Source organism: Arthrobacter sp. Soil761, from assembly GCF_001428325.1.
Classification (GTDB): domain Bacteria; phylum Actinomycetota; class Actinomycetes; order Actinomycetales; family Micrococcaceae; genus Arthrobacter.
Window position 1 is genome coordinate 76208 of record NZ_LMSF01000031.1, and the last position, 13155, is coordinate 89362.

A 13155-nucleotide genomic window follows, 5' to 3' on the forward strand; every position below is an offset into this window, starting at 1 on the left:
CAAAGCTAGCGTGGAACGACGCCACTAAACCAGAAGGACCATGAAGACTACCCGTTCTCCCGCCAAAGCTCTGACCGCTGTCACCGCGATGATGCTAGCTGGATCACTAGTAGGTTGTGACGCCGCAGCCAACGCTTTAGAAATCATCGAGGCTACTCCAGACGTCGCCGCCGATGCGCCGGCCGCTGCCGTTGACGTCGCCAACGCCCTAGTACAACTGGAGAGCATCCCGGTGAAGGGGCGGGCCCCAATGACCGGCTACACCCGCGATGAGTTTGGACCTGCCTGGGCTGACATCGACCGCAACGGCTGCGACACCCGCAACGACATCCTCGCCCGCGACCTGACCAACGAAACGTTCAAGCAAGGCACCAACAACTGTGTGGTCATGACAGGAACCCTGGCCGACAAGTACACCGGCGCCACGATTACCTTCACGCGAGGTCAGGACACGAGCTCGGACGTCCAGATCGACCACATCGTCGCCCTCAGCGACGCTTGGCAGAAGGGCGCACAGCAGCTCAACGACGAGCAGCGCAAGGAACTCGCCAACGATCCGCTGAATCTCATGGCCGCCGACGGACCCACCAACAGTGCCAAAGGTGACAAAGATGCAGCAACGTGGCTTCCGCCGAATAAGGCCTTCCGGTGCGAGTACGTCGCCCGCCAAACTGCTGTAAAAAATAAGTACGCCCTCTGGGTCACCCAAGCCGAGCGTGATGCCTTAGCAGGAATACTCGATAGCTGTAGATAGATAACGTCGTCCGTACGCCGCTGACAGATGGAAAGACCGAACTGGTCCTTAGCCGGAATGAACCCGCCATCTGAAGGTCCCGCCCACGGTCTTGCTATCCGTTGGTTCTAGGGCGGGCGCATAGTAGTGGGCGGCGGCTGCTGGTGAAGGGCAGCCGGCGGCGGCGCAAATCCACCGCTTATTCACCCGAAATCGCTATGACGGGCTGCCTGCAATAGCTTTTATGACCTCGGCGAGCACTGTCACGACTACGGCCGCTCCAGCGCCAATCCATGCCGCCCGCTTCTGCACGCCCGCCTGAAACTTTTGCTCACGAACCGTTTGACGACTGTCCTCATTTACGAGGGGGAAGTCGCCCTTGAGCTTGCGTAACTGGACTTTCGACGGATCGGTCGTATACCGCCGAAGAGCGTCCACGACGCGTCCCAGGTCCTGGTACATTCGGTCGCCCGTGTGAAACTTCATCCCAACTATGCGAACGCAGTGGACGCCCCCGTAATCGTGGACGTTCATCCCATTCAAGCTGTCTCGTGGATCCGACTTCAAATTCTCGTCCCATCCAGGGGACGAGTGCATTGTCACGGTGGTTGCCGGCGGCAACCCAACTGAGAGGCTTATTTTTGTCAGCTGATCCGTGGGGGTCTCGAGGATGTTCGCTACAGCAAGCTCAGGGGTTAGTTCCGGCTGCCCGTACGCGGTCACCACGCCACTCCCGCCGCCGTACTCGTCTAAGACCTTGACGAAACTCAGCAGGGCCTCTCGGTCCGCGAAAACCCGGGGGGCGAACGAGGCGTAGTCTACTTGCTGCATCCATTCAAAAGACGTGGTGAGTCTTTCCTCGACGTCACCTGACACATCATCCGTGACTAGTAGGGTTCCATTCGTTTGCTGGCCTTGGAATGCGTGGCCCAGGACAAACCGGCCCCACATGCCGGACCATTTGTGCCAGCCCACGTATGTGATCCACAAGCGACGAATCTTGCGGACTGCTTTGTTCATGATGCTCCCCCTGGAAAGTGGCCGCGTCGAACGGGCCGATGAATTTCCACACTAATTGAAGCAGCCAGCCGCCCTTGTCACCTTCGTGGCCAGGGCGGCTGAGCTGGGGAACTTATCCAGTCTTATCTGCCCCTAGACTTTGAGCTAACTGATCCCCTGAGTAGGAGTCATGATGAGCGACAGCGAACCCCGTTCATTCCGCGTGGGAGACACCTTGCTGGAAGGACTGGCCAACAAAGCAGATTGCCCTGAGCAGGGCCCCAAGCTTACTTTTCAGGCCCTCTGCGTATTCGACAGGGGGCACGACGGGCCGCACGTCGCCATCAATGCCACCGACAGGATTGTTGAGGTCTGGCACTAAGTCTTTGCTTGATGGCGGTGAGACTTTACTCAAGTCCCCACGGCCACGTCGGACGTGGCGATGTCGGTTGCTAAGCCAAGCATCTGAGGTTCACCGGATTCTGTCCCCGGAGTCGCTTCTAGCCCCGTAGAACCCTTCCTACGTCGTTCGATCAGTCGGTAAGGTCTTCTGCGTGGAACCCAAAGGGGGGCCGTCTGTAAATGCATGACGACACTTCTTCAGGCGAGAAGGCCTGCACTAGTGTTCACTTGAGCCTGTCGCCTGGCCTGCATAGAGGCAAAGCCACTTCGGGTCCGCCCAAGCCTCTGGACATGTCCAGAGCGGGGGCGTTCAATGGAAGCTGGGGCCCTTGGCGCCACCGGTGGCTCTATCAACAGCAGCCACGCTTGCCGTCCGCTGCAAGGAGGGGGCGGTATGGACCAGCAAAAATCGCAAGAACAGGGGCCAGCTCAGGTAGCGGCCGACGCATTCTTATCACTGCGGCTACCGATCCACCTGACGTTGGAGAGGCTCATTGCCATAGTGGCCGCCCGACGTCGGCGCCGAATCGAGATCGAAGCCACGACGATCCTCAACGGCACGTCCGTCTGCGGTCTCTGGTTGTCCACAGATACTCGGGAAATCATCTTGCACGCTGTGACGGACTCAGCGCTCCATCGGCAGCAGTTCATCCTTCATGAACTTGGACATATGATCCTTCGCCACGATGAGTTGGGGATCTCTTCCGACTATGCAGGCAGCCTCTTCCCCAATCTTGACGGAGAGATGGTGTCACGAGCTTTGGCGCGGAGCAGCTTCGTCGACGATCTGGAGGCCGCAGCTGAGACTCTCGCAGATCTTCTTGCCGGCGCTATCCGCGACAGCACCATGGAGCCAAGGTCTTTTGAACAGGTTTTCGGGTGATCCAGGCAGTCGCGGCAGCCGTCATCTGGGGCCTTGTTCTGTGCTTGCTGCCCGGCGCGCGTACCAGGAAAGACCACAGCATCCTCGTTGCCGCGGTTGCGATTGCAACCGCGCTCTCCTTGAATGTCGATCCAATCTATCTCGTGGGTGATCGAGCCCTCGGCGGTCACAACCTCCTGGATCTTCTCGCAAACATTTTGATGGTCGTGGGAATCTACTTCCTTTCCCAGGCGATCCTCCGGGCTGCCGAGCTTACAGATGCACCAGTGCGCAGAGACCGTCGCGGCCTCGTAGTTTTGGGTCTAGTCTCCGTGGGGCTGGTCCTTGCATTCCTCCGGATCGAAGCACCCGCATCCTCGACGAAATTCATGTTGGACTACGGGGACCAGCCTGCTGCCGCCCTCTATTCCGCCATCCAGTTTGTCTACATCGGGGTGGTCGTCGGCGTCACCGGATACTTGTGCTTTAAATTCCGACGGCGGATGGCCTCTTCCTACTTTCGCGTCGCCTTCACCCTCATCGGCATTGGTTGCTTCCTGGCTCTCGTCGTAGTGAGCTCAGTCTTGGGAATGGACCTAGCCCATCTACTCGGAGGCGAGGCGACCATGCAGCAGTTGGCGGCTATCTACGACACCAGTTTTGTCGGTGCGATGTTGTTCCTGTGCGCTGGACTGGCCCTGCCACCAGTAGCGCGGCGGATCGTTCAGCGAACACAACAGAGGACTCGAGCTGGCTTACTCGAAGACCTCACATCCACTTGGGAAAAAGCGACAGCTACGCGCAAGGATGGTCGCCTGGCGACTCCCGCTGGAGTCATCGAGCGGGGAGACTCAGAGACGCGGAAGCTTCATCGGATGCTCGTCGAGATCGAGGATGCTCTTCTGATGGATCCCGCTGCTGCTAAGTTGCTGGACGAAGCTGATTTTCAAACATTGACTCGAACAGAGACTTACCTCGCTTCCCACAGGGACACGCAGGGTGCTCGATTGGGAATGGCGCGATGGGGGAGGGGAAAGAACCCAAGTGGCAGATGATGCCGTAGAACCCTCGGAGTCGCTGCAGGCTAGACTCGCTCGCAAGATCAACCTCTTGCTGGATTTGTATGAGTCCCGAGGAGCAGGGCCCTTGTCCTACAGGGAAGTCAGTGAAGCAATGTCTCAACATGGCACGCCGTTGTCGCGGTCAAGATGGGCCTACATGCGAAGCGGTGACAGCTCCCTGGCTATGGACCAGGATCTGCTGCAGAACCTCGCGGCATTCTTCGGCGTGGATCGCCGGTACCTTCTGGATGACTCAACAGAGTTACCCGAACTAGTGGAAGCCCAGCTCAGTCTCCTTAAGTCGATGCGGGAGGCTCGCGTGAAAAATTTCGCAGCAAGGCAATTGCAGGAGTTATCTCCCGAAACGCTGGCGCGACTCAGGGAGCTCATTGACAAGCATGTCAGGAGCGAAGATGAAGGCTCCTAAAGTGCTGGGCCCGCTAGCCCTTGCAGCAGTATGTGCATCTTCAATATCGTTCCTCGGTGCCGCCTACTTTGCGCGCCGGGTGGTGGTACCGAGCACTACACGACGGGAGGATCTTTGCATCCGACGAGTCTTCTCCAGCGAGGACGGATCCCTGAGGATTGAACTGCCGGCGACCCCGTTAACGAGAGCGCCAGGCCGATACAGCTTGTGGTTCGGCAACGGCAAGGGCCACGCCTGCATCGGTCCTGTGGTAGACGAAGAGACGAACAAGGAAACAGTGATTCGGCTCGTGGAACGAGTCGATTCCGGGGACTTGCGCTCTGCCACCGCTGGCATCTGGAGCGGATACGCCTACTCCGAACCGGGACAGCTAGGTCTGCCTTTTGAGGAGGTTGAGATTCAGGTCGACGGCGGTACGGCACCAGCCTGGAAATTCGCGCCCAGGGTAGCTGGTCCGGTGTCTTCGCTATGGGCCATACACGCGCATGGACTGGGTGGAAAACGGGCCGGCGCCCTTCGCGGTGTTCCTGTTGCGAGCAGACTCGGCATCACATCGCTGGTCGTGTCGTTCCGGAACGACGGCGAAGCGCCGCCGTCGAACGATTCGCGGTACTCATTGGGCCAGAATGAGTGGTTGGATGTCGAGGGGGCCATTAGGTACGCCGTGGACCATGGCGCTGTGCGGCTCGTATTGTTTGGATGGTCTCTGGGCGGTTCCATGGCCTTGCGTGCAGCAAATCTCTCAGCCCACGCTGATCGGATCATCGGCCTGGTGCTAGTGGCTCCCGTCCTGGATTGGGCTGAGACTCTGACGTCTAACGGGAGTGCCAGCGGATTGCCTGAAGCTATCGCCAGGGCTGGGCTGAGATTGTTGGGTTCGAATGCAGGCCGCTGGGTCACGGGCCTCAACCAATCCATTGACCTCTCCGCGCTGGACTGGGTAAGCCGCGCTGGTGACCTCAACACACCGACCCTCATATTGCATGGGATCAACGACAAATCGACACCGGTCGCAGTCTCCGAACGATTCGCCGAGCTACGACCCGACCTCGTTCAGTTGGTTCGCTTCGATGTTCCGGGGCATTCACTCGAGTGGAACGCCGATACGGAGAAGTGGGAGTCGTCCGTCACGGGATTCCTGAAGTCGCTGCCCACTGACTGAAAAGTGGCTGCAAGGTCCGCAAGTTCCCGTTCGATCTCATCCGGTCGTGCTGTATACGTTCCCGACCCGAGGGCGACTAGACCTGCTTGGCATAGAAGCCTGAGGTGCTTGCGGACTGAGGAAGCAGACAGGGTGAGGGCTGCAGCGACCTCTGGGCAAGTCGCCGGGCCATATGTGCTCAGGTAGCGAATGAGGCGGCTTCGCGTTCGGTTCATCAAGATGTTCGCCATGAAGACCACAATCAGTGACGAGGGGATTTCCTGTGGCCCGCTGTAGACGGGTCTACAGCAAAACACTACGCTCATCCACATACGGATGGAAGGACGAAGCCCCGCTTATTGCTTGTGGACTTGGCCAAGGCGATACTGGGCAACAACTAGTGACTCGCTGACGGTAGTCAAGTCAGGTCTGGGAGGTGAACCGTGTCTGGAGACGAAGAAGGTCTCAAAGGCGCGGAACTGTCTCCACAAGCCGAACTTGCACGCCGCTTGAACCTGCTGCTCGATGTTGTTGTTGCCGAGCGAGGGCAACCCGTCACGTTCCGTGAAGTCCAGCAAAAGCTGGCGGAGAAGGGCATTAAGCTTTCCAGAGCCCGTTGGTTCTACATGAAGGACGGCACAGGCAGGCTGGTAAGCGACCCGGCGCTACTGGGAGCCTTGTGCGACATCTTCAATGTGGATCCGGCTTACCTGCTGGGCAGTGACCCAACAGATTTGCCCGAGCGAATCGATTCCCAGCTTGAGTTTGTGAAATCTCTCCGGGCTGCGAGGGTGAAGGCGTTCGCGGCTCGGACCCTTGGTGACGTGTCGCCAGAGACACTTCGGGCGATCACGGAGTACCTGAACAAGGACATCAGCCGCCGGCCAGAAGGGGAGAGGGCCGAGGCCAGTCCGGGGTTGGACGCGGATGAGGCGCCGGAGCGCGCAGACTAAACGTCGGGCTCATTTTTTCAACGCGCTGCGCCTACCGTTCCAGCAAGTACTTAAGGTGAGCGTCGAGCAGTTCCTTGATCCGGACAGGGTTCGCCGAATACCGCGGTGACCGACCGTGTCTACGTCCAGGCTCGACGTCGACCATCACCACACCTGCCTCTTCCAGCGCGGCCAGGTGCTTGGCCACGCTGGGATCGCCCGCGCTGACAGCAGCGACGATGTCTCCGCGCGTCGCAGGCCCAGTGGCCGTGAGGAATCGAAGAATTTCGTTTCGCGCCCGGTTGCCGAAGGTTGAGACGGCAGCCTCGACGTCGGCCGACCAGGCGGCGTCGTGAGGCTGCGTAATTCTCGGCATACGGTCATTCTTCCCGATGGCAGCGCAAAAAGTAAGAACAGCACTCTTGACGATACTTTAGTTATCTTCGACAATAATTCCTGTAGCTTCTTCTGATCGTTGTTGGATCTCCGTATCCACTAACTGGGGTGGCCCTTTGCGCGACTCTGCGAACTACTCGATCTGAACAGTCAAAGCGGTGAAGCCATGGAAATTGAAGCCAAGGCGTATCAATTTACAAAGGGATCAGAGACGTCCCCTGACGTTGACGTCTCATTGCGAAGCGCACCGCCGCCGGGAGAACCCGTCATCCAGATCGACCGGATCATGGTCGCGGTTGATGGGGTGCACCGCTACGTCGTTTCTCGGCTCACGAGGATCGGGCGATCCTGCGATGTGGACGACGTCATGCAGGACATCCGGGTCGCCGTTTGGGACGGAGTTGCGCGCGGGCGCTACCGGGAGTTGCCCGGTATCCCATTTGAAGCGTGGGTCCAAGGTGTCTGCAACAAGATCTGCGCTGCCTATATGCGGCGCGAACTTAGCCATCAGACGTTGCCGTTGCTTGTCGACTTCACGACGGAAGGCTCACCGGAGCTTCTTGCTGTCATCCATGCTGGCGCGGCAGGAGACGACGTCGAGAACTACGTCGATCAGGCCTGGGCACACGCAATGTTGGGCCTAGTCCAGCGCAGCGTCAGTGAGGATACCTGGACGCTTGCCGTATCCAGCCTCACGGGGCCGAGACATTACGGACCGCCGTCTCCCGAAGACCGGCGTCGTTGGCATGCCGTAACCGTCGTTCGGCACACGGCCAAAACAATCAACACGGCATTGAGCTGCCACCCCGCCCCCGGATTAGGCGTCGAGGATCTCTGCCGCTGCGCTGCCAACTGCCTTCCCACAAACGTCCTCCGGAGCGTCGCGGAAACCATAGTCCGTCCGGGCCTGCGAGGACTGGATAGGTCCGTTCAGATAGCAGCTCTGGCCTGTGAGCTCGGCGTCACCGAGCGATACATCGCGGTGAACATCGGATTCGCCCGGCAGCTATACCAGGCAGCTTGGCGCGTGCTTCAGCACAAAGTGAACAGACCGGCTCTCTAAAACATGATTGCCATGCACGGGAGTTGGCTATGAATTGGTTCCGTAGGGTTGGCCGCCGGGAGTGGCTGGCGGCAGGGCTGGTTGCCCTGCTCATGATTAGTGCACTCTTCCTGCTTTGGCCTGCCGATAATCCCAGTAGACCGGTCCCGCCAACCGTGTCCGCAACCGCACCTTCAACGACGAAGCCATCAGGCACTGCCACTGCACCAGGCAGTACGTCCGGTGTTCCTGACGAGCCGGTCATTACGGCGGAGGCGACGCCGGATCGTTTGCCACGTACCCGCGATTACCGGGCGCTCTCTGTAGCGGCAGCAAAGGGAATCTATAGCTGGGACAGCCGTTCGTCGTCGTACTCGGATGTATATGCCAAGCTGCGGTCCTGGTGGGAGTTGCTGCCTGATGGATCCAATCCCTTATCAGTGCTGGTTCGAGAGTTCGAGGGGACAGGCGTGACAGCGGGGACGTTCACCACCTTGGCAGCCCAGTCCGCTCGCCGAAGCGGCACCGCTGAGTCACTGCGCTGCGATCTCGAGTTGGCCAAAGTGCAGGAGTATCCGGCCCCGTGGGAGGGCCTTCACGTGTGCACGGTGACGGTGCAAGTTGTGGACGAGTCCAGCAGCGGCAGAAGTGCCTATGCCGCACCCGTCACGGTGATGGTCAACTGTCCTCCTGCCACCACCGCTCCAACTGGGCGCTGCGCCCTGGTTGGCTTCTACGCAACCGCAGAGAGAATCGTCTACTAGTGGCTGCACTGGTGGCCGTTGCAGGCCTCATGCGGCGCCGGGCACTGATGAAGGTTGTATCGGCGGCCGCTTTCCTCGCCCTGCTTGTTGGCGCCATGGCATTTGCCGGAGGCGTGGCGGCGCTAACTGGTACGGGGCGCAAATCCGCAGTTGCCTGTACGCCAGCGGGAAGCGAGGTGGCCACTGCGCCTGGCATGGCTGATACTGCCTTGGAGGTTCGGAACGCTGGGAGCTTGGTCTACGAGCTGACGCCTCGGCAGGAGAGCGTTGCACGAACATACATAGCGGTAGGCCAGCAGCTTGGAATACCGCGCTCCGGCCAGATCATCGCCATCATGATGGCGCTGCAGGAGTCAAGCCTGCGCATGCTCGCGAACCCCAGCGTGCCTGCTTCAGTGCAGTTCCCGAACGACGGCGTTGGACGTGACCACGACTCGATCGGTTCAGCACAACAACGTCCGGCGGCAGGCTGGGGGACGGTCGAGCAGCTAATGGACGCCTCTTATAACGCGCGTGCCTTCTACGGTGGGCCGTCGGGGCCGAACCGCGGCAGCCCTCGAGGACTTCTGGACATTCCCGGTTGGCAGGGAATGGACAAAGGTCTGGCGGCCCAAGCCGTACAGGTGTCTGCTTTTCCTGAACTGTATGCGCGTTGGGAGCGGGCGGCCACGGCAATCGTGGCTGCGCTTGAGGGTGGCACTGCTCCTGCCTCTTGCACGGATTCCGCTCCCGCGCTGCGGCCCGGGGCATCTTCCCGGCACTTGAGCCAGCTGCGTCAGGACATTCTGAAGTTCACGCAGGAAGGCTTGGGTGGGCGCTATGTATGGGGCGGCACTGCGTTCAAGGCCTGGGACTGCTCTGGCTATGTGCAGTGGATCTACAGGCAAGCCGGCATCGAGCTGCCGAGAGTAGAACAGTGGCGCGTTGGTGTCCGGACTGAGGATCCGCAACCAGGAGACCTTGTTGTTCAAAATCCTCAGGGACCTGACAACTGGGGCCACGTCGGCATCTACGCGGGCGACGGCATGATGTGGAGTGCTCTCAACCCGGCGGTGGGCACACTGTTACATCCTGTTAGCGGGAATCCCGGCGCGGCCTATTTTGATCTGCTGCCGCGTTGACTGCGCACGTCGGCTAAACGCAGCGCCTTCGGCCCGAGGCCTGTTCAGCATGCAAGGAAGATCCTGGTTAGAAACCCACCTCCCTGCAGTTACTGGGGACAAAGTTCTAGAGTAGGGTGGGTCCACGGACCCGAAGAATCTCCTTGTCCGAGAATATCTGCGTGTGTAAAAGGACCGCTCCGGAAGGGGCAAGAGTCCTGATCAGCAGCACGACGAGAATGTTGCAGCCCTTACGCACCGCGGGTGGAGTATTCACGCTGAGCCCTACAGGGACAACGACAGAAGCGCGAGCCGGTACTCCAAGCAGGCGCGTGAGGGATTTGCCAAGCTCATGAGCGATCTTGAAGAAGACGCCTTCGGTGCTGGTGCCCTGGGTTTGTGGGAGTCCAGTCGTGGGTCGCGGCGGACAGGGGAGTGGGTTGACCTTATCGAACTGTGTGAGGAACGTGGGATCCGCATTTGGGTGACGACGCACGGGAGGCTGTATGACCCGGCCAATGCTCGTGATCGCCGCACACTTTTGGAAGATGCTGTCGACTCTGAGTACGAGAGCGCTAAGACAAGTAAGCGGTTGCAACGTGACATGCGCGCTAACGCTGAGAAGGGCCGGCCCCACGGCAAGAAGATTTACGGCTACCGGCGAATTAAGGATTCTGAGACAGGCATCTTGGTCCGGGTCGAGCCCCATGAGGAAGAGGCTCTTATTGTGCAGGAGGCAGCACGGCGCATCCTCGCCGGCGAGACCTTTTACGCCATTGCGAAGGACTTCAACGAGCGTGGAATTCCGCCACGACGTGGGACCTTCAAAGCCCATCGCCAGGATCTCGGCTGGACCCCGCCCGCCGTCAAACAGATGCTGACTATGCCGGCGTACGCCGCCAAACGTCAGCACCAGGGGGAGATCATCGGTGACGCCATGTGGCCGCCCCTCATTGAGCTGGACACCTGGCAGAAACTTCAGATCGTGATGAATCCTCCAGAGCGCAGGAGGACGAACGACTGGCCAGCCAAACATCTGCTCACAGGTATCGCTACGTGCGGCGTATGCGGGGCTCCGATGCGTATCGGCAAGCAGAACGCCGGACGGCGCAAGGACAAGGCCACGGGGGAACTCTTGCCAAAACCCGTCGACGAGAACGGCAATGAGCTGCCCTACCCCTTCCGACAGGGCCCGGAACAACCTGCTCAAGTCGGCTGGGTACGATGTCGCGCGGGCTCTGGCTTAAGAGCGAGTTGCGCTCCCTATATATAGGGAGCAAAGCGGTAATTCGTCAGGTCAGACTGTCAGTCGTGGACCAAAGGGGCTGTGTTACCTGTCCAGGCACTGCCGTCCCAATACTCCTGAACGTCACCGCGTGGGTACCAGCCGGCAGGGACTCCGCGTGGCGGCGGAGCCGGGACTGCTGCGGTGTGCCGGTTTGCTTCGTCGGCGGCGGCTTTTTCGTCTTCGCGGGACTGGAGCATCCCGGCCCTTTTGACCTTAGTGGCGAACTCGCGGGCCTTTGCTTCATCGAGGCCGGAGACTTTTTCAAGGAACATGTCATCGGGCGTGATGACCGTCATGTAGATGGCGCTCCGGTCTTTCTTGGCGATTGACCCGAGAAGGGCACCCGCTGGCCCCGCGAGGATGGCACCGGCGGCGACACGGGTCCCTGTCACCCTCGCGCTGACGTTGGCGCCACTGTCGATGACGATCTCACATTCACTTGCCGGCCACGATTGGTTGCCCTTGCTGAGTGTCCGGCCAGAGAGAACCAGCCCACGGAACATGCCCGTATTTTTTTTAAGTTCGCTGTAGGCATTTCCTGCTTCCTGGGCATTTCTTATCACGTCCTTGAAGGTCGGTGCGGTCTTCACAACCTCAGTCGACGGCTCGGGTTCTTCACATTCCACAGCGGCAACGGCAGCCTGTAGTAGTTCCACAAATTCCTGCGCCTCTTTGAGGCGGCGGCCGGCTCCCAGTTGGACCGCGTAAGTATCTAAGGCGGGGTTTTTGCGTTCCTGGTCCGCGTGCGTGATGATGCGCAGATGGCCGGGCTTCCACACGATCGGAGCCGCAAAGTCCACTTCACGCACATGTTTGAAGGGGATGACGCGTGGACTGACTTCCTTCTTTGCAGTGACGCCGAGCTTACTGTCGAACGTGAGTACGACCGCATCCTCGGCCAGCGTGGCACGACCATCAACACTCTTGAGCTCCATGGGTCGAAGCATAGCTTTGTTCTGTTCGGCATCGTGGAATGCCACTCGTCCATTTGGAGGTCGGTGCTGCCTGGAAGCCGACAGCCGACCATATAGCCTGTGATCTGCACCGACACTACTTGGGGGACTCTTGAAACGCATCCTGACCGCAGCCCTGCCTGCCCTTCTTGCCGCACTCCTGTTGAGCGGATGTGGGGGAGCGCCAGCCGCCGCTCCCAGCCCATCCGGTTCTTCCTCAACTGCGACGCCATCTCCGACTCGAACAGCTACCCCGACGCCGACCCGGACAGCTACGCCGACGCCGACTCCTGCGGGCCTGAAGTATTCACTGTCCTGCACAGTGAATACCGGCTCCCGAACCACAGTCACCGACTACAAGGCAGCGTGGGCAACCCCATTCGATCTGTGCACAGTCAACACCGCCACGGGAACGCCGAGCGCTGCGGAGAATGCGGCCGGCGCCGCTTCCGGTGGAACGTCGCGAGACACAGCCAAGTATCTCTACGCCTTGTGCGCCACCACGGCCGGGCACTACTTCGAGGGCGCAGTCAGCGCACCACAAGCCAAAGAAATTGCGGCAGCTTTGACTCTCTGTCCCGATCACCCCAAGCGAAATGTTCTGGAGGCAAGCGCTGCCGCCGGCGGTGCACTGGATGCAGATCGTGCCAACGGCAAGCTCGTCTATACCGGCAAATATCTGGTGGGCAAAGATGTCGTGCCAGGTTCGTGGCAGTCCCAGGGCGAGAAGGTAGAGAACTGCTACTGGGAGATCTCAGACGGTCAAGGCAACATCATGGCCAACAACTTCATCAGTGTTGCCCCGCAATTCACCATTACTATTCCCGCCAACGCCGCAGGATTCACGGTCGAGGGCTGTGGTTTCCGTTGGATCGCTGGTTAGTGGGCGTCCCTGTGAGCATGGTTGTTGTGGACCGAGCGTAGAGCTATAGGGGAGCTATGCAAAAGAACGGAATGACGTTCAATACCAAACGGATGCCGGAGAAGTGGCGAGCCCACTTCAAGGTCTACCGTTCCAAGATCAGCATCTACCTCGACACCGCCGATTTCGGCAC

Annotated in this window: 16 protein-coding genes and 1 pseudogene; 13 read left to right on the forward strand and 4 right to left on the reverse strand. The window is 59.7% G+C overall.

What is annotated here, in order from left to right:
- Positions 1-40: 40 nt before the first annotated feature.
- The gene (locus ASG79_RS20685; protein ID WP_056393684.1) at positions 41-754 is read left to right on the forward strand and encodes an HNH endonuclease family protein; all 714 of its coding nucleotides are present in this window, start codon (positions 41-43) and stop codon (positions 752-754) included.
- Between the two features lie 195 nt (positions 755-949).
- Here the strand turns inward: ASG79_RS20685 and ASG79_RS20690 are convergent, their stop codons facing one another.
- Positions 950-1753 (reverse strand): hypothetical protein, encoded by an 804-nt coding sequence (locus tag ASG79_RS20690; protein WP_056393685.1) that lies wholly within the window; start codon positions 1751-1753, stop codon positions 950-952.
- Positions 1754-1922: 169 nt separating this feature from the next.
- Between ASG79_RS20690 and ASG79_RS20695 the strand changes: the two genes are divergently transcribed.
- From ASG79_RS20695 to ASG79_RS20715, 5 genes are all read left to right on the forward strand, one after another.
- Positions 1923-2114 carry a hypothetical protein gene (locus ASG79_RS20695; RefSeq protein WP_056393688.1) on the forward strand — a complete coding sequence of 64 codons (192 nt, stop codon included), beginning with the start codon at positions 1923-1925 and terminating at the stop codon, positions 2112-2114.
- Positions 2115-2528: 414 nt separating this feature from the next.
- A complete protein-coding gene (locus ASG79_RS20700; RefSeq protein ID WP_056393690.1) occupies positions 2529-3017 on the forward strand; it encodes a hypothetical protein in 489 nt (162 codons plus the stop codon).
- On the forward strand, positions 3014-4051 hold the full coding sequence (locus tag ASG79_RS20705; protein WP_056393692.1) for a hypothetical protein: 1038 nt from the start codon (positions 3014-3016) through the stop codon (positions 4049-4051). Before ASG79_RS20700 ends, ASG79_RS20705 begins: the two co-directional genes overlap by 4 nt.
- The gene (locus tag ASG79_RS20710; protein WP_056393693.1) at positions 4041-4484 is read left to right on the forward strand and encodes a hypothetical protein; all 444 of its coding nucleotides are present in this window, start codon (positions 4041-4043) and stop codon (positions 4482-4484) included. Before ASG79_RS20705 ends, ASG79_RS20710 begins: the two co-directional genes overlap by 11 nt.
- Entirely contained in the window at positions 4471-5646 is a 1176-nt protein-coding gene (locus ASG79_RS20715) for an alpha/beta hydrolase family protein (protein WP_162256833.1), read from the forward strand. The genes ASG79_RS20710 and ASG79_RS20715 overlap by 14 nt, the downstream gene beginning before the upstream one ends.
- Here ASG79_RS20715 and ASG79_RS24500 read toward each other — a convergent pair.
- On the reverse strand, positions 5538-5957 hold the full coding sequence (locus ASG79_RS24500) for a winged helix-turn-helix domain-containing protein (protein WP_082581849.1): 420 nt from the start codon (positions 5955-5957) through the stop codon (positions 5538-5540). The two genes, ASG79_RS20715 and ASG79_RS24500, sit on opposite strands and share 109 nt — an antisense overlap.
- A 111-nt stretch (positions 5958-6068) precedes the next feature.
- Between ASG79_RS24500 and ASG79_RS20720 the strand changes: the two genes are divergently transcribed.
- Positions 6069-6578 (forward strand): hypothetical protein, encoded by a 510-nt coding sequence (locus ASG79_RS20720; RefSeq protein ID WP_235509882.1) that lies wholly within the window; start codon positions 6069-6071, stop codon positions 6576-6578.
- A gap of 31 nt (positions 6579-6609) precedes the next feature.
- Here ASG79_RS20720 and ASG79_RS20725 read toward each other — a convergent pair whose 3' ends face one another.
- Positions 6610-6933 carry an ArsR/SmtB family transcription factor gene (locus tag ASG79_RS20725; RefSeq protein ID WP_056393697.1) on the reverse strand — a complete coding sequence of 108 codons (324 nt, stop codon included), beginning with the start codon at positions 6931-6933 and terminating at the stop codon, positions 6610-6612.
- Between the two features lie 186 nt (positions 6934-7119).
- Between ASG79_RS20725 and ASG79_RS20730 the strand changes: the two genes are divergently transcribed.
- The 5 genes and pseudogenes from ASG79_RS20730 to ASG79_RS20745 all read left to right on the forward strand — a co-directional run bounded on the left by ASG79_RS20730 (position 7120) and on the right by ASG79_RS20745 (position 11132).
- Positions 7120-8016 carry a sigma factor gene (locus ASG79_RS20730; protein ID WP_056393699.1) on the forward strand — a complete coding sequence of 299 codons (897 nt, stop codon included), beginning with the start codon at positions 7120-7122 and terminating at the stop codon, positions 8014-8016.
- Positions 8017-8465: 449 nt separating this feature from the next.
- Positions 8466-8759, forward strand: coding sequence for a hypothetical protein (locus tag ASG79_RS20735; RefSeq protein WP_156400247.1), 294 nt, complete (start codon positions 8466-8468; stop codon positions 8757-8759).
- A 233-nt stretch (positions 8760-8992) separates the two neighbouring features.
- Complete coding sequence (locus ASG79_RS24210; protein ID WP_156400248.1) at positions 8993-9880, forward strand: C40 family peptidase; 888 nt, start codon at positions 8993-8995, stop codon at positions 9878-9880.
- A 199-nt stretch (positions 9881-10079) separates the two neighbouring features.
- Positions 10080-10478: pseudogene (locus ASG79_RS24215) on the forward strand (recombinase family protein); the annotation flags it as partial.
- Positions 10464-11132: a recombinase family protein gene (locus ASG79_RS20745; protein ID WP_235509899.1), complete on the forward strand. Its 669-nt coding sequence runs from the start codon at positions 10464-10466 to the stop codon at positions 11130-11132. The pseudogene ASG79_RS24215 and the gene ASG79_RS20745, both read left to right, overlap by 15 nt.
- 32 nt (positions 11133-11164) lie before the next feature.
- Here the strand turns inward: ASG79_RS20745 and ASG79_RS20750 are convergent, their stop codons facing one another.
- Positions 11165-12082 (reverse strand): DUF2510 domain-containing protein, encoded by a 918-nt coding sequence (locus ASG79_RS20750; protein WP_162256835.1) that lies wholly within the window; start codon positions 12080-12082, stop codon positions 11165-11167.
- Between the two features lie 340 nt (positions 12083-12422).
- Here ASG79_RS20750 and ASG79_RS20755 point away from each other — a divergent pair, with 340 nt between their 5' ends.
- Entirely contained in the window at positions 12423-12983 is a 561-nt protein-coding gene (locus ASG79_RS20755) for a hypothetical protein (protein WP_056393708.1), read from the forward strand.
- Positions 12984-13155: the final 172 nt, after the last annotated feature.

Excerpts from the sequence above, each read along its gene's own strand:
- ASG79_RS20700 (WP_056393690.1), top strand. The coding sequence starts at position 2,529 with ATGGACCAGCAAAAATCGCAAGAACAGGGGCCAGCTCAGGTAGCGGCC.
- ASG79_RS20750 (WP_162256835.1), bottom strand. The coding sequence starts at position 12,082 with ATGGAGCTCAAGAGTGTTGATGGTCGTGCCACGCTGGCCGAGGATGCG.
- ASG79_RS20685 (WP_056393684.1), top strand. The coding sequence starts at position 41 with ATGAAGACTACCCGTTCTCCCGCCAAAGCTCTGACCGCTGTCACCGCG.
- ASG79_RS20725 (WP_056393697.1), bottom strand. The coding sequence starts at position 6,933 with ATGCCGAGAATTACGCAGCCTCACGACGCCGCCTGGTCGGCCGACGTC.
- ASG79_RS20715 (WP_162256833.1), top strand. The coding sequence starts at position 4,471 with ATGAAGGCTCCTAAAGTGCTGGGCCCGCTAGCCCTTGCAGCAGTATGT.
- ASG79_RS20745 (WP_235509899.1), top strand. The coding sequence starts at position 10,464 with ATGCGCGCTAACGCTGAGAAGGGCCGGCCCCACGGCAAGAAGATTTAC.
- ASG79_RS20730 (WP_056393699.1), top strand. The coding sequence starts at position 7,120 with ATGGAAATTGAAGCCAAGGCGTATCAATTTACAAAGGGATCAGAGACG.
- ASG79_RS20690 (WP_056393685.1), bottom strand. The coding sequence starts at position 1,753 with ATGAACAAAGCAGTCCGCAAGATTCGTCGCTTGTGGATCACATACGTG.
- ASG79_RS20695 (WP_056393688.1), top strand. The coding sequence starts at position 1,923 with ATGATGAGCGACAGCGAACCCCGTTCATTCCGCGTGGGAGACACCTTG.
- ASG79_RS24500 (WP_082581849.1), bottom strand. The coding sequence starts at position 5,957 with ATGTGGATGAGCGTAGTGTTTTGCTGTAGACCCGTCTACAGCGGGCCA.